This window comes from Pseudomonas sp. S09G 359, from assembly GCF_002843605.1.
Lineage (GTDB): Bacteria > Pseudomonadota > Gammaproteobacteria > Pseudomonadales > Pseudomonadaceae > Aquipseudomonas.
In genome coordinates this window covers 6,052,687-6,072,058 of record NZ_CP025263.1, presented here as the reverse complement: position 1 = coordinate 6,072,058, position 19,372 = coordinate 6,052,687, and the positions used below count along the sequence as shown (strand labels likewise).

The following is a 19,372-nucleotide window of genomic DNA, read 5'->3' as shown; positions in this document are numbered from 1 at the left end:
GAAAGCGGTATTGATAAGTGCTAATATGCTGTTAACTCTCTGAGCAGTATGGTTAAAAACTTTACACCTTAGGTCTCAGTCGTCCTTTCCCGTTCTAAGGGCTAACCCCCGGAACGTGCAAAACCCCCGCTGGCGAAAGCCTCGGGGGTTTTTTATTGGCAGTGGTCAGGCGTCCTTCGAGGCTGCGCTTATGACCATTTCCTTGAAGCGTCGCAACACGGCCGAGCCGTCATCCTTGCGGGTGGCCAGGTGTAGCGGCGCCACCAGGCTCTGGCACTCCGTCAGTTCCCGGTAGACGATGCCATCGCCGCGCAGGCGCTGCATCGACGCCGGCACGATGGACACCCCCAGGCCCGCGGCCACGAGGCTCAAGGTGGCGGTCATGCGCGGTGCTTCCTGGACCACTTGCGGGCTGAATCCCGCTTCACGGCAGGCCACCAGAATCGCGTCATACAAACCCAGCCCCACGCGACGGCGATACAGCACGAAGGATTCGGTCGCCAACGCCGCCAAGGGCAGGGGAGCGGCCGAGTCGCGGGCCAGCGGATGATCGGTGGGCAGCGCCAGCAACATTGGCTCCACCAGGATCGGTTCGTCCTGCAGCGACTGAGTTCCGCTGAGCGGCGAGCGGATAAACGCCGCGTCGAGTTTTTCGTGCACCAACGCGTCCAGCAGTTCGCCGGTGCCGGCTTCCTCCAGCACTACCGAAACGCCGGTGAAGGTTTCGCGAAACAATCGCAATACGCTGGGCACAAACGGGTGCAAGGCGGCCGAGCTGGTAAACCCGATGGCCAACCGGCCTCGTTCGCCGCGCGCGGCGCGCTGCACCACTTCGGCAACAGCGTCGACGCGCGCCAGGACTTCACGGGCCTCATCCAGCAAGGCCAACCCGGCGGTGGTGGGCCGTACGCCACGGGGCAGGCGCTCCATCAGAACCACGCCCAACTCGGCTTCCAGGCTTTGCAATAACCGCGTCAATGGTGGTTGCTGCATGCCGAGGCGTTCGGCCGCCCGGGTGATATAGCCTTCTTCGGCAATGGCAACGAAGGCTTTGAGTTGGCGAAGCTCCAACATAGGAATACTTTTAAGGTATGGGAGGTTGCCAATCCTGGCATTTGTTCTCATGGCTCACAAGATTTAGGCTTTAGCCAACCTCGAAAAAGAAGGAAAGCCGTGATGACCTGGTCCGCCAAGCAGTACACGATGTTTGAACAACAGCGCACTCGCCCCGTCCGTGACTTGGTGGCGGCGATTCCCCAGGGCGAGGTACGCACCGCCGTCGACCTGGGTTGCGGCCCCGGCAATTCCACGCAGGTGCTGGCCGAGCGTTTCCCGCACGCCCACGTCACTGGGATGGACAGCTCTGACGACATGCTGATCGACGCGCGCAAACGCCTGCCCGCGCTCAGCTTTGAACTGGCGGATATTGGCGCCTGGAGCCCCGAGCAACACTTCGATGTAATCCTGGCGAATGCCTCCCTGCAATGGCTGCCGGACCATGCCACGCTCTATCCGCACCTGGTCAACCAACTGACACCGGGCGGCACGCTGGCGGTGCAAACCCCGGATAACCTCGACGAGCCTGCCCACCGGCTGGCCCGCGAAGTGGCCGCCGAGGGCCCGTGGTCGGCCAAGATCGGCGCGGTCAAACACAATGAGCGGCACGCCGCGAGCTACTACTACGAATTGCTCAGCAAGCATTGCAGCAGCGTGGATGTGTGGCGCACCACCTACCTGCACCCGCTGGCCGATCATGCCGCCGTGGTGGAGTGGTTCAAGGCTTCGGCATTGCGGCCGTTTCTCGCGCCGTTGGGCGACGATGAAAAAGCCGCTTTCCTACGCGAGTATCAGGCGCGGATTACCCAGGCTTACCCAGCCCTGGCCGATGGCAGTGTACTGCTGCCATTCCCCCGCCTGTTCATTGTCGCCACCCGCTAAACCCCACGCGTGGCGGTCAAGCGGCCGCCGCTTGTGCCTGCAAGTATTCATCCGCCGACACCACGCCCGCATAGCCAAACGCCAACGACGCCATGTACGCGCCATGCACCTGCGCGGCGGGAATCACCTGCCCATTGAATTCCAGGTCACGGGTGGCGCACGCGTCATGAATCACCGTGACTGTGTAGCCCAAGTCTGCTGCGGCCCGCACCACGGCGTCGACGCACATATGGCTCATGCTGCCGACCACCACCAGGTCGGTGATGCTGCGTTGTTCGAGTAACGTGCGCAGGCCTGTTTCGCGAAACGAATTCACAAAATGCTTGAGCACCACCGGTTCATCGCCCTCGTTCAATACCTTGGCATGCAGATGTGCGCCCTCGGAACCTGGCGTGAAGAACGGCGCGTCCTCAGCGGTGAACTCATGGCGCACGTGAATCACCGCATCACCCGCTTTGCGAAACGCCTGCAGCACCTGCGCCGCCTTGTCCGCCGCAGCGTCCACGCCGGCAAGCGGCCACTTGCCCTGGGGGAAGTAGTCGTTCTGGATATCGATTAGGATGAGCGCTTGCTTGGCCATGGGTATTGCCTCGTGATGGGTTGATGGGCCCAGTATCTTAGCTGGCGCCGACGCCGGGCATTGGCTGCACCGACAATAACAGGGGGAAAACTGACAATGGCCGTGGTTGAGTTGGGTGTGTTGATCTACCAGGGGGCGCAACTGGCTGCGGTGCATGGTTTGACCGACCTGTTTGGAGTGGCCAACCGGATCGCCGCCGAGCATCGGTCCGCGCAGTTGCCGCTGCTGCGGGTCAGCCACTGGCAGGTCAATAACGACGGCACGCCAACCAAGGTATTCGACAGCCAGCCCGGCCCCGACCAACCCCTGATGGCTGTGCTGGTGCCGCCGTCCATCGGTGAGTTCAGCGAAGCGCAAACACCGCCCGCGTTACTGGAGTGGCTCCGCCAGCAACATGCGGCGGGTACCGTGCTGGGCGGCGTGTGCATCGGCTCGATCATGCTGGCGCGCAGCGGCTTGCTGGACGGGCGCAGCGCCACCACCCATTGGTCGTCTGCCAGCGCCTTTGCCGTGCGTTTCCCGGCGGTGCGCCTGGAGGCGGACAAACCGATTGTCGATGACGGCGACCTGATCACCACCGCCGGGCTGATGGCCTGGTCCGAACTGGGCCTGCGCCTGGTGGACCGCCTGATGGGCCCAAGTATCGCCGCCGACACTGCGCGCTTTTTGGTGATCGAACACAGCGACAGTGCCAGCCAGTGCGGCAGCAACTTTGCGCCGATCCTCGGGCATGGCGATGCAGCCATTCTCAAGGTTCAGCATTGGCTGCAAGCCAGCGGCGCGGTGGATGTGTCGGTGGCGGCGATGGCGCAGGAGGCGGGCCTGGAGGCGCGCACATTCCTGCGGCGCTTTCGCATTGCCACCGGGTTGAAACCCACCGAGTACTGCCAGCACCTGCGGGTGGGCAAGGCACGGCAGATGCTGGAGTTTACCAACGGCACCATCGACCATATTGCCTGGACCGTGGGTTATCAGGACCCGAGCGCCTTCCGCGCCACCTTCAAGAAAATCACCGGGCTGGCGCCGAGTGATTACCGCAGCCGTTTTGGCGTGTGAATCGTGCAGAACGCCGTGCTGATAAGGCGGCGTCGTGCAGAATCAAACAGGCCAACTGCCATCGGTTTTTCGGTAACCGCTTGATTTCAAAACCATCCGCCTTGAAAGCGCCTTGGCCTGATCCCTGCAGCTCTGCTGTTACACACATGGCAGGCTGGCCAAGGGGAACGCATGACCCCGATTCAACGCAAGAAACAAGTGGTTGCCCACTCCACGCGAGACGGCGCGCCCCAGCACGAGGTGGACACCAACCTCGCCCTGGCGCGCTGGCTGGCGCAGATCCTGGGGCTTAAATTCGGCGGCAGTTATGACCCCCACAAGCACGCCGGCCGCGACCTGTACCTGTTGCCGACGCAAACCCTGGTGGGCCCGGCCCAGGCTCGCGCGCTGAATATCAAAGGCCCCGAAGACCTGTGGGGCGGGTATGTGGACCACGACTTCATTTGCACCAAGGCCATCAGCCACGGGGTGCTCGGCCCAGACGCCACTACGCCGGAAGGCTGGTCGTCGAAGTTTTGTGAGCGCGTGCGCGATGTGGTGCTGGACGGCCTCAGCGTATTTGCCCTTGAGGATGCCCGGGAAGCCGCCACGCGCCTGCTCTACAGCGGGCCGATCCGCTTGAAACCGGTGCACGCCTGCGCCGGGCGTGGTCAGGAAGTTATCCACAGCCTGGATGAATTCGCGGCACTGCTGGCGCGGCCCGACGCGGCGAAACTGTTCAGCGACGGTGTGGTGCTGGAGCAGGACCTGCGTGAGGTGATCACCCATAGCGTGGGCCAAAGCTTTATCGGCGATCACGTGTTCAGCTACTGCGGCGAGCAATACCTGACCCAGGACGGGCATGGCGACGAGGTGTACGGCGGCTCCGACCTGTTGGTGGTGCCGGGTGACTATGAAGCGTTGCTCAAACTCGACCTGCCCGATGACGTCCGCCTGGCCATCGAGCAGGCCCAGGTATTCGACGCCGCTGCAGACGAGGCCTACCCTGGCTTCTACGCCTCGCGGCGTAACTACGACATCGCCCAAGGCCTGGCCAGCGACGGCCAGCGCCGCAGTGGCGTGCTCGAACAATCCTGGCGCATGGGCGGGGCCAGCAGCGCGGAAGTCGCGGCGCTGCAAAGTTTCATCAACCATCCCGGCCTCAAAGCCATTCATGTGTCTTCGGTGGAAACCTACGTGGACCAGGCGCTGCCGGCGGATGCCATCGAGGTGTATCGCGGCCCGGCGGAAAACAGCGACTTTCTTCTCAAGTACGTGACGGTTAAATCTTATGACGGCTAGAAGCGAAAGCATTGCGATCGATATCGACGACGAACAGATGAGCGGGACGTTCCTGAGCCCTAAATCCAAAGTGCCGGGTGTGCTGTTCGTGCACGGCTGGGGCGGTAGCCAGGAGCGCGACCTGGAACGCGCCAAAGGCATCGCCGGCCTCGGCTGCGTGTGCCTGACCTTCGACCTGCGTGGGCATGCCGGCACCGGCATTCCGTTGTCGCGGGTTACCCGCGAAGACAACCTGCGCGACCTGCTGGCGGCCTACGACCGGCTGCTCTCCCACCCGGCCATCGACACCTCGGCGGTGGCGGTGGTGGGCACCAGTTACGGCGGGTACCTGGCAGCGATCCTCACCTCATTGCGCCCGGTGCGCTGGCTGGCGCTGCGCGTGCCGGCGCTGTACCGCGACCAGGAATGGCTCAAGCCCAAGCGCGACCTGGATAAAGTCGACTTGTTGGATTACCGCAGCACCCTGGTGCACGCCGAAACCAATCGTGCCCTGCATGCCTGCGCCAAATTTACCGGTGATGTGCTGATCGTCGAATCGGAAACCGATGACCACGTGCCCCATGCCACCATCATGAGTTACCGCGCCGCATGCCAGCAGACCCATTCCCTGACGCACCGCATCATTGATGGCGCCGACCACTCCTTGAGTGACCCGGTGTCCCAGCAAGCCTACACCTCGATCCTGGTGGACTGGATTACCGAAATGGTCGTGGGCGAGCGGTTGAGCATCATCCAGGCCCGATAACCTCCAGGCGCACACTAAATCTGTGGGCAGTGGGCCCTTGTGGCGAGCGGGCTTGCCCGCGTTGGGCCGCGCAGCGGCCCCAAACCAGACGCTGAGGTCATTCAGGAAGAATTTCGGCGTTTTTACTGGGGCTGCTTCGCAGCCCAACGCGGGCAAGCCCGCTCGCCACACAAGCCCGCTCGCTACACAAGCGCGCTCCCCACAAAAGGGCCCGCTCGGCACACAAGCCCGTTTGCCACTGGCGTGGTTCAGGCAGGCGCCTTCTTCACTCGTAACGCCTTGGCCTTGGCCTCCACGCCGACGTACATCACCAGCGCGATCAGCAGCGGCACAATAAAGTAGATCGCCCGGTAGGCGATCAGCCCGGCGAGCAAACTGCCGCGTGAGGCTTCGTGTTGCAACAGCGCAATAAACACCGCTTCGAGCACGCCGAGCCCGGCGGGGATGTGGGTGACCACCCCGGCAATCGCGCTGATCAGCAGCACGCCCAGCACCAAGGGATAGTCCAGCTTGGCCGGCAGCAAGGTGAAAATCACCGCGGCCATCAGCGACCAGTTCAGGGCGCCGAGTGCCAGTTGCAGGCAGGCCATGCGCAGCGACGGCAGGTTGATTTCGATGCCGCGAATCGACCACGCGCGTTTTGTCGAAAACCGGCACGCCGCCAGGTAGCCCAGGCTCGCCAGCACCAATAGCGCGCCAATCCCCTGCAAGGCCGCGCTGCTGACTTTCCAGCCTGGCGGCATCGTCACCAGCCCGCTGCTGAACACCACACCGGCCAATGCCATGTAACCAAACCAATTGGTGGCCAGGCTCAGGCCAAGAATCTTGGCGATATTGCTGGTGCTCACCCCCAACCGCGAATACAGCCGATAGCGCATGGCGATGCCGCCGACCCAGGCACTGAGATTGAGGTTGAACGCATAGCTGATAAACCCCACCGGCAATATCTGCTTCCAACGCAAGGGTTGGCGAATGTAGGTGCGGCCGATCAGGTCGAAGCAGGCGTAGACGATAAAACTGCACAACGTAAGCGCGCTGGCGATGATCAGCGTGCGCACCTTGAAGTCGCCCAAGGTCTGGAATACTTCGCTCCAATCAATGCGTCGGGCGAGCAGGGTGAACAGCACGATCAGCAGCAGGAAGAACGCCACGGTCAGCGGCTTCTTCCAGCGCTTGAAGCGCTCAGCGCTCATTGACATGGCCCTCTACCGGCTGCAAGCGCGGCTTGTGCGCGGGCAGCCAGCCGGTCAATGCGGGAAAATGGCGCATCACATGGAACACCAGGAACCCCACGGTCAAGCGCCATAACCACAGGCGCGGCTTGCGGTTCTCCGGCATGGTCTGGCAATGGTTTTTCGCCAGCGCTTCCAGGCGTTCATACAGCTGTTGATTGAACGCCCGGTCGCGAATCAGCACGTTGGCCTCCAGGTTCAGCGCCAGGCTCAACGGGTCGAGGTTACTGGAGCCCACGGTGCTCCAGTCGTCATCCACCAACGCGACTTTGCCGTGCAGCGGGCGCTGGCAATACTCGTGAATCACCACGCCGTCCTTGAGCAGGTAATCGTAAAGCATGCGCGCGGCCAGCTTGGCCAACAGCACGTCGGGCTGGCCTTGCATGATCAGTTGCACCTGCACGCCGCGCCGCGCGGCGTTGCGGATTTCGCGCAGCAGGCGGTAGCCGGGGAAAAAGTACGCGTTGGCGATCACTACGCGTTGTCGGGCTTGGCTCAAGGCGTGGATGTACGCCTCTTCGATGTCGTCGCGATGCTGGATATTGTCGCGGTAAATCAGGCGCACCTGGCCGTCGCTGCTATCGTCCGCCCACAACGCAGGCCGTTGCTGGCGCCGCCGCCAACCGCGCCGCGTGCGCACCGGGCGGCCACTTTGGGCCAGGGCAAAATGATGCAGGTCGGCCACCGCCGGGCCCACCACCTGCACCGCGTAATCCTGCTTGGCTTCGGGGCCGAAATCCCCCAGGTGGTCAGCGGAAAAGTTGATCCCGCCGATAAACCCAACCGTCGCATCCACCACCACGATTTTGCGGTGCAGGCGGCGAAACCAGTTGGTGCGAACCCCCAGGGTCTTGGACGCGGGGTCGAACATCTGCACCGTCACCCCGGCGTCTGCCAGCGCGCCGAGAAAGCCCGGGCTCAGCTCGCCACAACCAAAACCATCCAGGCTCACCACCACCTTGACCCCGCGTTGCGCGGCCTCGATCAGGATGCCGTGCAGCTCCGTGCCGACTTTGTCCTCGAAGAGGATAAAGGTCTCCAGCAGGATCTCGCGCCGGGCACCGCGCAGCGCCTCGAACACCTTGGGGAAGTAAGCCTCGCCGTTCTCCAGCAGCTCCACGCTGTTGTCGCGCTGCCAGCCGTAATCCAGGTCGCGGGCCTTGGCGTCGTCCGGCGGCTGGTCGGTGGCGATGTGTTCTACCGCAACGTTCATAACTCAACCTCCACCGACAGCGGCACATGGTCGGACAGATGGGACCAGGGGCGGGTGGTAAGCACCCGAGGGTTATGAATCTTCAGGTTGCGCACATAAATACGGTCCAGCGGCAGCAACGGCAAACGCGCCGGGAAGGTGCGTGGTGGCTTGCCGTGGGTGTGCACGAACACTTCGGTGAGGCCGCTTTGGCTGAGGTCGGCACGCTGGCGCCAGTCGTTGAAATCCCCGGCGACCACCAGTGGCGCATCGGCCGGGATTTCACTGATGCGCTGCTCCAGCAGGCGCAATTGCTGTTGGCGATGTACCTCGCGCAGGCCCAGATGGATGCAGATCGCATGCACCTCCTTACCGCTGCCGGGCAGGCGCAACACGCAATGCAGCAGGCCACGGTTTTCGTGGCCGCTTTGGGAGATGTCGAGATTGTCGTAGCGCACGATCTGGAATTTCGACAGCAGCGCATTGCCGTGGTCGCCATGCGGGTAGACCGCATTGCGCCCGTAGGCGAACTGCGGCCAGATGCTGTCGGCGAGGAATTCGTATTGCGGCATGTTCGGCCAATCGCTGTAGCGCTGCGGGTGACGCTCGTGGTTGCCGTGGATTTCCTGCAGAAACACCATGTCGGCGCCCACGCTGCGCACTGCTTCACGCAGCTCGGGCAGGATGAAACGCCGGTTCAGGGCGGTGAAGCCCTTGTGGATATTGACCGTCAGCACCGTGAAGCGAGTGATGGCGACGCTGGGGGTGATGGGTACCCAGTCGGGGATCGCAGCCATGATTGCTCCTGTGAAAGAAGTGGGGGCCTGGCCCCCGTTTATGGCTGACTGCGATTTTTGCTTGAAAGTTTCCACCTTCCTACAGACGGTACACCTTCCAAATGTGGGAGCGGGCTTGCTCGCGAATGCGGTGTATCAGTCAATGGTTCTGTTGACTGACACTCAGCTTTCGCGAGCAAGCCCGCTCCCACATTTGATCTGTGTTGCGGTCGAATCAGTGACCTACCATGACACGACTCGACGACTCGGCATACACCGGCCCCAACCGATCCAGTCGACCACTCCAGGCCGTCAGCGCCAGGGCCACCAACACCACCAGGCCGCCAATCCAAGCGGTGTGGATCAGCCCCATATGCGCCACGATCAAACCACCGGCCCACGCGCCCCCGGCGATTCCCAGGTTGAACGCCGCGATGTTCAGGCCCGAGGCCACGTCCACCGCGTTTGGCGTGTGATGCTCCGCCTGGCGCACCACATACACCTGCAGGCCCGGCACGTTGCCGAAGGCGACCGCGCCCCATACCAGCACGGTGGCCAGGGCCAGCCAAGGGTTGCCGGCGGTGAAGGTCAGTACAAACAACACTGCAGCCAGCAACGCGAAGATGATTTTCAGCGCGCTGATCGGCCCGCGTTTATCTGCCAGCTTGCCGCCCCAGATATTCCCGGCGGCCACCGAGATGCCATACACCAGCAATACCAGGCTGACCGTGCCGGCGCTGAAACCGGAAATGTCCTGAAGGATCGGCGCCAGGAAGGTAAACGCGATAAACGAGCCGCCGTAGCCGACGGCGGTCATGGCGTACACCAGCAACAGCCGGGGTTGCTTGAGCACTTGCAGCTGCTGCAGCAACGACGCGGGTTTGCTGTGGGCGATGTTTTTCGGCACATAGATCAGGCTGCCGATAAACGCGAGCACCCCCAGGGCCGACACGGCGAGGAAGGTTTCGCGCCAGCCGAAGTGTTGGCCGATAAACGTGCCCAGCGGCACGCCGGTGACCAGTGCCACGGTCAGCCCGGTAAACATGATGGCAATCGCACTGGCGGCTTTCTCCTTGGGCACCAGGCTGGTGGCGATGGTTGAGCCAATCGAGAAAAACACCCCGTGGGCCAGGCCGGTGACAATCCGCGCCAGCACCAGCGATTCATAGCTCGGAGCCTGCCAGGCCAGCAGGTTGCCGAGGGTAAACAACACCATCAGCGACAGCAGCAGGAGCTTGCGCGGCACCTTGCCGGTGAGGGCGGTGAGTACCGGCGCGCCGATGGCCACGCCCAGGGCGTAGAGGCTCACCAGCAGGCCGGCGGACGGCAGGTCAACGCCAAGGTCGGCGCCGATAGTGGGTAACAGGCCAACGATGACGAACTCGGTCGTCCCGATGGCAAAAGCGCTGAGGGTCAGCGCGAGCAAGGCAATGGGCATGGCTGCAACTCCGGTGGGTTTCAATCAGGAGCGCAGTGTCGGGTTTTGGCTTGTGCGGAAAAATACCGATATGGGCATTTGATAGTTGCCAGCAAGTCAAAGATCCCAAAGCAGGGGAACGATCAGGGCTCAAACCCGTCAGTTTCTTACACACCCAGCTGAAGGAGCCCGGAGTTTTGCCGAATCTAAAGACTGCATTACTGCTCGGCGCGCTGCTGTTGTGTGGCAGCGGCGCACTGCACGCCGCGGCCGCCGCGCCCGAACCTGAAGCGCCGGCCAAGCCGGAATTGCTGGTGGAAGGCGGTCTGCTGGGAGCCATCAGCTCCAGCATTGACGATGTGCAGCAGAAGCTGGACCTCAACCAGAACCTGATCGATGAGTGGCGCCTGCGTGCCGACCGCGCGGCGGATGAAGTCGGGCGGTTGGTCAACCAGACGACGGAGCGCTCGCCGTGGAGTGTGGCCGGCGACTTCCTGCTGCTGTCCGGGGTATGGGTCGGTGCATTTACGCTGTTGACGCTGCTCGGGCGGTTTATCGTGCAGCGGCTGGGCCGACGCAGCTTCTTCGAACGGCGCAAACGCCTGCTTGCAGTGCTCGGGTATGTGCTGCCTTACACGATCCCCGCGCTGATCTGCCTGCCGCTGACCTTGTCCGTCAGCCATTTTTTACCCACGTCCATTGGCCGCGCGTTGGCACTGTGTTTTGCCTACGCCACCAGTAGCGGGATTTTTTCCACCTCCATGCTGCTGTGCGTCATCGTTATGTTTAACGTCGGCCACAAACGCCCGGCGGTGCAGATTATTCGCGACTACTGCCCCAAGCCGCTGTTCCTGATCGGCTTCCTCGCGGCCCTCAGTGACGCGCTGACCAGCCCGCAGATCGCGCGCCAGCTGGGCGGTAATATCACCAGCAGCATCGCGGTATTTACCGGCCTGTTCGCGGCGGTGATCTTTGGCGTGCTGGTGGTGCGCCTGCGCCGTCCGGTGGCGCATCTGATCCGTAATCGGCCGTTGGCCTCGCGCCTTAAACACCCGGCATTGCAGCAATCGCTGCGGGTGTTTTCCGGGCTGTGGTACTGGCCGATCCTGTTGATGGTGCTGGTCTCGGCGATCAACCTGATCGGCGCCGGCGACGATAACCAGAAAGCCCTGCGGTGCGCGCTGTTCACCACGCTGCTGTTGATTGGCACGGTGTTCCTCAGCACGGTGTTGCAGCACCTGTTCAAGTCGCGCAGCCAGGTGGCGGTCCAGCGCAGCAGCGCTTACAAGGAGCGCTTTCTCAGCCTGTTGCACGCGATCCTGCGCATCGTCATGGCGATTGCCTTTATCGAGATTCTCGGGCGGATATGGGGGGTGTCGCTGTTCGAGTTTGCGCAGCGCAACTCGGTGGGCCGGGCGATCAGCGATTCACTCAGCAGCATCGGCCTGATCCTGCTGATGACCTGGCTGTTCTGGGTGGTGCTCGACACCGCGATCCAGGAAGCGCTGAAACCGCCGGTAAACAAACGCTCCAGCCGCCAGCCCAGCACGCGGGTCAAGACCATCCTGCCGCTGCTGCGTAATGCGATAAAAATCATCCTGGTGGTGATCTGCGCGATCACCACCATGGCCAACCTGGGCATCAACGTGGCACCGCTGCTGGCGGGTGCCGGGGTGGTCGGCCTGGCCATCGGTTTCGGCTCCCAGCAACTGGTGCAGGATGTGATCACCGGCCTGTTCATCATCATTGAAGACACGCTGTCGATCGGCGACTGGGTGGTGCTCGACTCCGGCCACGCCGGCACGGTCGAAGGCCTGACCATCCGCACCCTGCGCCTGCGCGACGGCAAGGGTTTTGTGCACTCGGTGCCATTCGGGCAGATCAAGGCGGTGACCAACCAATCGCGGCAATTTGCCTATGCGTTCTTCTCGGTACAGTTCACCTACGACACCGACGTGGACAAGGCCGTGGAGCTGATCCGCGAGGCCGGCCAGTCGATCCGCGACGACGTGTTCCTCAAGTACAACCTGCAAGGGCCGCTGGAGGTATTCGGCGTCGACAAAATGGACCTTAACGGCGTGGTGCTCACCGCGCAGTTCCGGACTGTGTCGGGCGGGCAGTATGCGGTGAGCCGTGCGTTTAACCAGCGGCTCAAAAAGCTTGTGGATAACTGTGATGAGGTGCATTTCGCGCAAACTTATCCACAGCAGGTTTTGTTGCCCAAGCGCGGGGAGCCGGAGGCGGTGGCGATTACCGAGCAGCCGCGTACCTCGGGGTAGGTGGTGCCTGGGCGGACGCTATCGGGGGCAAGCCCCCTCCCACACTTGAATGTGTTCACAGATCAAAATGTGGGAGGGGCGGTGCGACGATTCGGCTTGCCCCCGATGGGGCCCTCAATGCCTGATCAGCTTCTCCTGCACCGCCTGCTGATCAACCTCCACCAGCACCTGCTGCTTGCCGCCGACCATCACTGCCGCCGGCAAGCCATCCCGATACACAATGCGGTTGCCACTCACTGCCGGCACTTTATCGCCCGGCAGCAAGGTTCCCACCAGGTTCAACGGGTCCGCCCCACACACCGCAATCAAACTCCCGTCATGGGGCCTGCGCCGCACCTCGCGCAGCAATGGGATCGCCTCAGGCAAGGCAAACTGCTCACCCGCCAACCCGCTGACAAACCGCCCGCCGCGAATCTCACCCCGTGCCTCCAGCCGGTGAAAGGTGCGCAGCAACTCGCGCCAGCTCGGTAGCCAGTCCGCCTCGCGCTCGAGTATCCGCCAGAACACCACGCCATAGCGGCGCAGCAAAGTCATCGCCACGTGTTCAAGTGTCTCCGCCGAGTGTGGGCCGGCGGCGGTGGCAGGGCGGCGGATCAGCGCCCAGCGCCCGGCATCGTCCATGCCGCCGATAAACGCCCCACGCCCGCGCCGGCTGCTACGTGCCTGGCGTTTGCTGGCTGGCGTGGTCAGGGCGCGCAGGCCGGCGAAGCTGTCGGCATTGACCAGGCCCGCGCCCACCAGCTCCTGCAGGGCGGTTTCCAGTTCGCTGCGCAGCAGATGCGCCTCCTGCACCAGCTCATCAAAGAACAGCGCACCGTGTTCGCGCAGGGCCAGGTGGACTTTTTGCGCCTTCGGCGACAGCGTCGTGCTGTCGCCAGGCTCAGTCAACCCGCTCCATAACCCCACCTGGCTGCGCGGCAGCAGCACCACCGGGGTACTGCGCAGCGCGATGGCGCTGGCCTTGTGACTCAGGCGCATCCATACCCACTTGCCGCTGCGGCACAGTTCATCGAGCCAGGTGGCGCTGTAATCCTTGAGACGCGCACTGAGCAAGTCACTGTCCCAGGCGGATGCGGCGGCGGCATAGCCTTCGAACTGTCCGATAATTTTCGGCAGCACGGCGCTGCCCTGGCCGCGAGTGCTCTGGGACAGATGCTGCCAGTCGAACAGAAAACGCATGAAGTCCTGCAACGCCACCGGCTCGATCTCACGGCGCAGACGTTTGACCGTGTAGCGATGAATGCGCGCCAGCAAATGCCGCTCGCACCATTGCTCGTGCGTGGCGCCGGGGCTGAAGCGACCGCGCAGCACATAGCCTTCCTGCTCCAGCCGGGCCAGGGCCTGGGTGACGTCGGCCACCGCCAGGCCCAGGGGCGCGGCGATCTCGATCAGCGTCAGCGGGCCAAAACCGCCGAGGCGCGCGCGTAGCACTTCCACCACCGCGTCCTCGAAGGTCCAGGGCTCATCGAAGCCCGCCAGCAGCGGCAGGTTGTTGGGGTAAATCGCCTGCAGACAGCCCAGGCGCTCAACTGCCACCCACAGGCCGTTGTGCAATTGATAGGCGCGCCCAGCCGTGGCCAGGGCTTGCAGCCACTGCGCCCACTGCGGCGTGACTTCGTTGGCGGCAATGCACGCCAGGCTCATCAGCGCCTCATGCATTTCATCCAGCCCATGGGGCGTCGGCCAGGCTTCTTCACGCACGCCGGCAATGGCGTCGGCATCCAGTGCGCCGAGGTCGTCGGTGCTCTGCGGGTCGCTCCAGCGCCGGTTGAGCACGGCCTGGGTGCGGCGTTCTTCCAGCGGCGCATCATCAAGAAAGGTGTAGGGCCGCGCGCTGAGAATCTCGGCAGCCATCGGCGAGGGGGCGGGCAGGTCGCGGCTGATCAGGCGCACCGCGCCGCGCTCCATGCGTCGCAGCAGGGCCAGCCAGGCGTCGCTGTCCATGGCTTCGTGCAGGCAGTCGTCGAGGGTCTGTTCCACCAACGGGTGTTCGGGTACTTCGCGTTCTCCGGCGAGGTTTTCCAGGCAGGCAATCTGGTCGGGAAACACGCTGGCGATCAGGTCTTCGCTTTTCATGCGCTGGATCTGCGGCGCCACTTTGCGCCCGCCGGTGTAGCGCGGCAACGCCAGGGCCACGCCGGCATTCCAGCGCCAGCGCACACCGAACAGCGGCGCATCCAGCACGGCCTGGATCAGGATGTGTTCGGCGCTGTGGCTGTGCAGATAACGCCATACCTCGTCCAGCTCGAAACTGTGGCTGGTGGACAGCGACAGCACGATTGCATTTTCGCTGGCCGCCGCCTGCAGTTCGAAGTTGAACGTGCGGCAAAACCGCTTGCGCAGGGCCAGGCCCCAGGCACGGTTGACGCGGCTGCCGTACGGGGTGTGGATGATCAGTTGAGTACCGCCGGATGCATCGAAAAACCGCTCCATGATCAACGTGTCCAGCGACGGCAGCGCACCGAGGACCAGGCGTGCGCGGGCCAGGTAATCGAGGATCTGCTCGGCGCTGGCGCGGTTCAGGCCAAGGGTGCCGGTGAGCCAATCCTGGGCCGGCTGCAGCTCGCCGGGCGTGGCGCCGAGCAACGCGTCCAGGTGGCCCTGCAAACGCGCCACGGCGGACGACAACTCGTTGCTGCGCCCCGGCGCTTCGCCGAGCCAGAACGGTATGGTCGGCGGCTGGCCGTGGGCATCCTCGACCCGCACCTTGCCGGCCTCGACCCGCAGGATGCGATAGGAGGTATTGCCGAGCTGGAAGATATCCCCGGCGATGCTTTCCACCGCAAAGTCTTCATTCACGCTGCCGATGTTCAGGCTCTGGGGCTCCAGCAGTACGCTGTAGTCGGCGTTGTCGGGGATGGTGCCGCCGCTGGTCACGGCGGTCAGCCTGGCGCCACGGCGACCGCGCAGGGTGCGGGTCAGGGCATCGCGGTGCAGGTAGGCGCTTCGGATGCCCTGGCGACCGTTGTAGCCCTCGGCGAGCATCTGCAACAGCGCCTGGTAGTGGCGCTGGTCCAGTGCGGCGTAGGGCGCGGCGCGGTGGATGAGGTTCAGCAGGTCTTGCTCCGGCCATTCGCGGGCGCTGACTTCGGCGATGATTTGCTGTGCCAGCACCTCCAGCGGGGCGACTGGAATGTGCAAGGTGTCCAGCTCACCCCGGCGCACGCAGTCGAGCAGCGCGGCGCACTCGATCAGGTCGTCGCGGGTGGTGGCGAACAGGCGCCCCTTGGGCGTGCCACCCACCTGGTGGCCGGAGCGGCCGACCCGTTGCAGAAAGCCGTTGATAGACCCAGGCGAGCCGATCTGGCACACCAGGTCGACATCGCCGATATCAATCCCCAGCTCCAGGGACGCGGTGGCGATCAGCACTTGCAGCCCGCCGGCCTTGAGCCGTTGCTCGGCATCCAGGCGCAGCTCTTTGGCCAGGCTGCCATGGTGGGCAGCCACGGCGGTCTTGCCCAGGCGTTCGCTCAAATGTCGGGCCAGGCGTTCGGCCAGCCGCCGGGTGTTGACGAACACCAGCGTAGTGCGGTGTTCGCGGGCCAATTCGGCAAGGCGGTCGTAGACCAGCTCCCACACATCGTTGGCCATCACCGCCGACAGCGGCACCGGCGGTACTTCGATACCCAGGTCGCGGGGGCGGGCGTGGCCGATATCGACGATGGCGCACTCACGGCCGGTGCCCACCAGAAAGCGTGACACCGCTTCGATAGGCTTTTGCGTGGCCGACAGGCCGATGCGGGTCAGCGGCTCGGCGCACAGCCCTTGCAGACGCTCCAGGCTCAGCGCCAGGTGGCTGCCGCGTTTGCCGGCGGCGATGGCGTGGATCTCATCGACAATCACCGTGCGCGTGCTGGCGAGCATCTGCCGGCCGGAGTCCGAGCCGAGCAGCACGTACAGCGATTCCGGGGTGGTCACCAGGATATGCGGCGCGCGCTTGCGCATCTGCGCGCGGTCTTTTTGCGCGGTGTCGCCGGTGCGCACGGCGGTGCGGATGACCAGCGGCGGCAAGCCCATGCCCTGCAAATGCTCGGTGATCCCGGCCAGCGGGGTCTGCAGGTTGATCTGGATATCGTTCGAGAGCGCCTTGAGCGGCGACACGTAGATCACCTGCGTCTCATCCGGCAGTTGCCCGCCGTGGGCCATACCCTGGTGGACGAGGTCGTCCAGTACCGCAAGGAACGCCGTCAGCGTCTTGCCGGAGCCGGTGGGCGCGGCGATCAGGGTCGAGCGGCGCTGGCGAATCAGCGGCCATGCCTGGGCCTGGGCGCTGGTCACCGAGGCGAACGTGGCGCGGAACCAGGCGCTGACCGCGGGGTGGAAACCGCTCAAGGCGGTGTCGGTTGATTCGGGAAGATTCATCTAGTGATTGATAGCCCGTGGTCCAACAAGTTGCAAACACGTACTTTATCCGTGACGGTTGCGCTACAAACCCGCAAAATGCAACGATTCTGGCAAATGCCAGCGGCATGGCTCACGGGCCTGCCGACCATAGCCATCGTTCCAAACAGACCGGGCCTGCACACTCTATGCGAATGCGCCTTATGTTACTGGGCGGCGGGAATGCCCTCGGGCAGGCGCTGATTCGCCTTGGTGCAGAGGAAGACATTGGTTTCCTCGCACCCAAACCGCCCCAAGACGGCTGGGATGCCGCGAGCCTTACCCAATTGCTCGACGACACCCGTCCCGATGCGTTGATCAACCTCGCCTACTACTTCGACTGGTTCCAGGCCGAAGCGGTCAGCGAAACCCGCTTGGCCGCCCAGGAGTTCGCCATCGAACGCCTGGCCGAACTGTGTCAGCACCACAACATCACCCTGGTGCAGCCGTCCAGCTACCGTGTGTTCGATGGCTCCCGCGCCACCGCCTACAGCGAAAAGGACGAACCGGTGCCTTTGGGCCTGCGTGGCCAGGCGTTGTGGCGCATTGAGCAGAGCGTGCGCGCCACTTGCCCGCAACACGTGCTGCTGCGCTTTGGCTGGCTGCTGGATGACAGCGTCGACGGCACTCTCGGGCGCTTCCTCGCCCGGGCCGAGAAACCCGATGAATTGCTGATGGCGGATGACCGTCGCGGCAACCCGACGCCGGTGGACGATGCCGCGCGGGTGATCATCTCGGTGCTCAAGCAACTCGATTGCGCGGCGCCGCTATGGGGCACTTACCACTACGCCGGGCATGAGGCGACCACGCCGCTGGCGCTGGGCCAGGCGATCCTCACCGAAGCGCGCAACTTCCACCCGTTGGCCATTGAATCGCCAACTGCCCAAGCCCACGCGGCCCGGCCGGATGCGGCGGATGAGCCGCAGCACGCGGTGCTGGCCTGCAAGAAAATCCTTCACACCTTCGGCATCAAGCCACGGGCGTGGCGGGCGGGGTTGCCGGCGTTACTGGATCGGTTTTATCGCCATAGCTGACAAAACCCGAAACCCCAATGTGGCAGGGGACCAAATGTGGGAGGGGGCTTGCCCCCGATAGCATAGTGTCAGTCAACAGATTCATTGGCTGATCCACCGCTATCGGGGGCAAGCCCCCTCCCACATTGCGTGTTGCTTAGAACTTGTAGCCAATACCCACCATGTAGACCATCGGGTCCACGTCCACATTGACCTTGGCGCGAGTGCCAGGGGCCACGGCGTTGTTTTCCACCGTCGCCTTGGTGCTGATGTCGATATAGCGCGCCTGGGCGTTGATCATCCACTTGTCGTTGATCATATAGTCAGCGCCGATCTGCGCGGCCCAGCCCCAGGAGTTCTCGGCCTTGAAGTTGTTGAAGCCGGCGCCTTGTGCGCGACTGCCGACGTGTTCGTCGTAGATCCAGGTGTAGTTGATGCCAGCGCCCACGTAGGGTTGGAAGGCGGACTTGTTGTCCAGTGGGTAGTACACGACGCTCAAGGTCGGCGGCAGATGCTTGAGGGTGCCCAGCTTGCCATTGGCGGCGCCGAGGGCCGTGCCCTTGATCTTCACGTCGTGCTCGAACGGCGTGGCGGCCAGCAGCTCGATACCGACGTGGTTGGTGAGCATGTAGGCAAAGTTCAAGCCCAGCTGAGTGTCGCTGCTCATGGTCGCCTTGCCGCCCAGGTTGGTGCCGGCCAATGGGCCCTGGTCAACCTTGACGTGGCCGCTGTCGGCTTTCGGGTTCACGGTGATTGCACCGGCACGAACCAGAATGTCGCCCGCTTCGTGAGCGTGAGCGACAGGGGCGGCGAGGGCGAGCGCGAAGAGGGACGCGCCGAGCAGAGACTTGTTCATGGGAGCTCCAAAAGGACGTTTAAAAGTTGTACGTCCAATGGTAAAGATCGTTCCGCGCGATCTTTTGACTCAGCTCAATGAAAGGGCGATCAGCTCTACTCCGGCAGTTCGTAGATATAAATCTTCTCGGCATCCATCTGGTAACCGGCGTCGGCCAGTTCGCTGCTGGACGGCTTGACCTGCATCGCGCCCTCGATCCAATAAGGCTGGTAAAGCTCATCGAGCTTCACGCCGACCTCGCTTTTCACATGCACAATCTGGTTCGACGGCGGTGGCGGCACATGGATGCACGCGCCGAAATACGGCACCAGCAGGAACTCGGTGGTGCGGCCTTCCTCGCTGACTTCCAGCGGCACGATATACCCCGGCAGGCGAATATGCTGGCCATCCAGACTCTGCACCACCGGCGCGTTAGGCAGGTCTTGCTTGGCTGCTGGCGCCGCCTCGACGGACAAGGCATCGGCCATGTTCGACAGGTCGTGCAGCGGTTTCATGTTGGGGATTTCCGGCGGTGCGTCCGGCGGAATCATCTCCTGCCAGGACAGGTCCTTGGGCTGTTCCTCAGCCCAGGCGGGCACCACCACCAGCAGCAATAACGCAAACAGAGCGCGACGCATCAGAGCCTTC

General features: G+C 63.5%; 15 protein-coding genes. 6 read left to right on the top strand and 9 right to left on the bottom strand.

Features of this window, described 5'->3' with window-relative positions; translation table 11 throughout:
* Positions 1–165 precede the first annotated feature (165 nt).
* Positions 166–1,074: a LysR family transcriptional regulator gene (locus CXQ82_RS27900; RefSeq protein ID WP_101273216.1), complete on the bottom strand. Its 909-nt coding sequence runs from the start codon at positions 1,072–1,074 to the stop codon at positions 166–168.
* Between the two features lie 102 nt (positions 1,075–1,176).
* Between CXQ82_RS27900 and tam the strand changes: the two genes are divergently transcribed.
* Positions 1,177–1,938: a trans-aconitate 2-methyltransferase gene (gene tam / locus CXQ82_RS27895; RefSeq protein ID WP_101273215.1), complete on the top strand. Its 762-nt coding sequence runs from the start codon at positions 1,177–1,179 to the stop codon at positions 1,936–1,938.
* Positions 1,939–1,954: 16 nt separating this feature from the next.
* Here tam and CXQ82_RS27890 read toward each other — a convergent pair whose 3' ends face one another.
* Positions 1,955–2,518: a cysteine hydrolase family protein gene (locus CXQ82_RS27890; protein ID WP_101273214.1), complete on the bottom strand. Its 564-nt coding sequence runs from the start codon at positions 2,516–2,518 to the stop codon at positions 1,955–1,957.
* A gap of 96 nt (positions 2,519–2,614) precedes the next feature.
* On the opposite strand from CXQ82_RS27890, the gene CXQ82_RS27885 reads away from it, so the two are divergent.
* The 3 genes from CXQ82_RS27885 to CXQ82_RS27875 all read left to right on the top strand — a co-directional run bounded on the left by CXQ82_RS27885 (position 2,615) and on the right by CXQ82_RS27875 (position 5,600).
* Positions 2,615–3,574, top strand: coding sequence for a GlxA family transcriptional regulator (locus CXQ82_RS27885; RefSeq protein WP_101273213.1), 960 nt, complete (start codon positions 2,615–2,617; stop codon positions 3,572–3,574).
* A gap of 171 nt (positions 3,575–3,745) precedes the next feature.
* The gene (locus CXQ82_RS27880; RefSeq protein ID WP_101273212.1) at positions 3,746–4,855 is read left to right on the top strand and encodes a DUF3182 family protein; all 1,110 of its coding nucleotides are present in this window, start codon (positions 3,746–3,748) and stop codon (positions 4,853–4,855) included.
* A complete protein-coding gene (locus CXQ82_RS27875; protein WP_101273211.1) occupies positions 4,845–5,600 on the top strand; it encodes a S9 family peptidase in 756 nt (251 codons plus the stop codon). The genes CXQ82_RS27880 and CXQ82_RS27875 overlap by 11 nt, the downstream gene beginning before the upstream one ends.
* Positions 5,601–5,848: 248 nt before the next feature.
* On the opposite strand, the gene CXQ82_RS27870 is transcribed toward CXQ82_RS27875, so the two are convergent.
* From CXQ82_RS27870 to CXQ82_RS27855, 4 genes are all read right to left on the bottom strand, one after another.
* The gene (locus tag CXQ82_RS27870; protein WP_101273210.1) at positions 5,849–6,793 is read right to left on the bottom strand and encodes a lysylphosphatidylglycerol synthase domain-containing protein; all 945 of its coding nucleotides are present in this window, start codon (positions 6,791–6,793) and stop codon (positions 5,849–5,851) included.
* The gene (gene clsB, locus CXQ82_RS27865; RefSeq protein ID WP_101273209.1) at positions 6,783–8,045 is read right to left on the bottom strand and encodes a cardiolipin synthase ClsB; all 1,263 of its coding nucleotides are present in this window, start codon (positions 8,043–8,045) and stop codon (positions 6,783–6,785) included. Before clsB ends, CXQ82_RS27870 begins: the two co-directional genes overlap by 11 nt.
* A complete protein-coding gene (locus CXQ82_RS27860) occupies positions 8,042–8,821 on the bottom strand; it encodes an endonuclease/exonuclease/phosphatase family protein (RefSeq protein ID WP_101273208.1) in 780 nt (259 codons plus the stop codon). The genes clsB and CXQ82_RS27860 overlap by 4 nt, the downstream gene beginning before the upstream one ends.
* A 214-nt stretch (positions 8,822–9,035) precedes the next feature.
* The gene (locus CXQ82_RS27855; RefSeq protein ID WP_101273207.1) at positions 9,036–10,238 is read right to left on the bottom strand and encodes an MFS transporter; all 1,203 of its coding nucleotides are present in this window, start codon (positions 10,236–10,238) and stop codon (positions 9,036–9,038) included.
* Between the two features lie 176 nt (positions 10,239–10,414).
* On the opposite strand from CXQ82_RS27855, the gene CXQ82_RS27850 reads away from it, so the two are divergent.
* Positions 10,415–12,496 (top strand): mechanosensitive ion channel family protein, encoded by a 2,082-nt coding sequence (locus tag CXQ82_RS27850; RefSeq protein WP_101273206.1) that lies wholly within the window; start codon positions 10,415–10,417, stop codon positions 12,494–12,496.
* Positions 12,497–12,610: 114 nt separating this feature from the next.
* On the opposite strand, the gene CXQ82_RS27845 is transcribed toward CXQ82_RS27850, so the two are convergent.
* A complete protein-coding gene (locus CXQ82_RS27845) occupies positions 12,611–16,858 on the bottom strand; it encodes a DEAD/DEAH box helicase (protein ID WP_101273205.1) in 4,248 nt (1,415 codons plus the stop codon).
* A gap of 167 nt (positions 16,859–17,025) precedes the next feature.
* Between CXQ82_RS27845 and CXQ82_RS27840 the strand changes: the two genes are divergently transcribed.
* Positions 17,026–17,910: a sugar nucleotide-binding protein gene (locus CXQ82_RS27840; protein WP_101273204.1), complete on the top strand. Its 885-nt coding sequence runs from the start codon at positions 17,026–17,028 to the stop codon at positions 17,908–17,910.
* A 136-nt stretch (positions 17,911–18,046) separates the two neighbouring features.
* On the opposite strand, the gene CXQ82_RS27835 is transcribed toward CXQ82_RS27840, so the two are convergent.
* Positions 18,047–18,745, bottom strand: coding sequence for an OmpW family protein (locus CXQ82_RS27835; RefSeq protein ID WP_101273203.1), 699 nt, complete (start codon positions 18,743–18,745; stop codon positions 18,047–18,049).
* A gap of 95 nt (positions 18,746–18,840) precedes the next feature.
* Positions 18,841–19,362 (bottom strand): DUF3299 domain-containing protein, encoded by a 522-nt coding sequence (locus tag CXQ82_RS27830; protein WP_101273202.1) that lies wholly within the window; start codon positions 19,360–19,362, stop codon positions 18,841–18,843.
* Positions 19,363–19,372 lie beyond the last annotated feature (10 nt).

Coding starts and splice junctions, on each gene's coding strand:
- CXQ82_RS27900 (WP_101273216.1), bottom strand. CDS start 1,074: ATGTTGGAGCTTCGCCAACTCAAAGCCTTCGTTGCCATTGCCGAAGAA.
- tam (WP_101273215.1), top strand. CDS start 1,177: ATGACCTGGTCCGCCAAGCAGTACACGATGTTTGAACAACAGCGCACT.
- CXQ82_RS27890 (WP_101273214.1), bottom strand. CDS start 2,518: ATGGCCAAGCAAGCGCTCATCCTAATCGATATCCAGAACGACTACTTC.
- CXQ82_RS27885 (WP_101273213.1), top strand. CDS start 2,615: ATGGCCGTGGTTGAGTTGGGTGTGTTGATCTACCAGGGGGCGCAACTG.
- CXQ82_RS27880 (WP_101273212.1), top strand. CDS start 3,746: ATGACCCCGATTCAACGCAAGAAACAAGTGGTTGCCCACTCCACGCGA.
- CXQ82_RS27875 (WP_101273211.1), top strand. CDS start 4,845: ATGACGGCTAGAAGCGAAAGCATTGCGATCGATATCGACGACGAACAG.
- CXQ82_RS27870 (WP_101273210.1), bottom strand. CDS start 6,793: ATGAGCGCTGAGCGCTTCAAGCGCTGGAAGAAGCCGCTGACCGTGGCG.
- clsB (WP_101273209.1), bottom strand. CDS start 8,045: ATGAACGTTGCGGTAGAACACATCGCCACCGACCAGCCGCCGGACGAC.
- CXQ82_RS27860 (WP_101273208.1), bottom strand. CDS start 8,821: ATGGCTGCGATCCCCGACTGGGTACCCATCACCCCCAGCGTCGCCATC.
- CXQ82_RS27855 (WP_101273207.1), bottom strand. CDS start 10,238: ATGCCCATTGCCTTGCTCGCGCTGACCCTCAGCGCTTTTGCCATCGGG.
- CXQ82_RS27845 (WP_101273205.1), bottom strand. CDS start 16,858: ATGAATCTTCCCGAATCAACCGACACCGCCTTGAGCGGTTTCCACCCC.
- CXQ82_RS27840 (WP_101273204.1), top strand. CDS start 17,026: ATGCGAATGCGCCTTATGTTACTGGGCGGCGGGAATGCCCTCGGGCAG.
- CXQ82_RS27835 (WP_101273203.1), bottom strand. CDS start 18,745: ATGAACAAGTCTCTGCTCGGCGCGTCCCTCTTCGCGCTCGCCCTCGCC.
- CXQ82_RS27830 (WP_101273202.1), bottom strand. CDS start 19,362: ATGCGTCGCGCTCTGTTTGCGTTATTGCTGCTGGTGGTGGTGCCCGCC.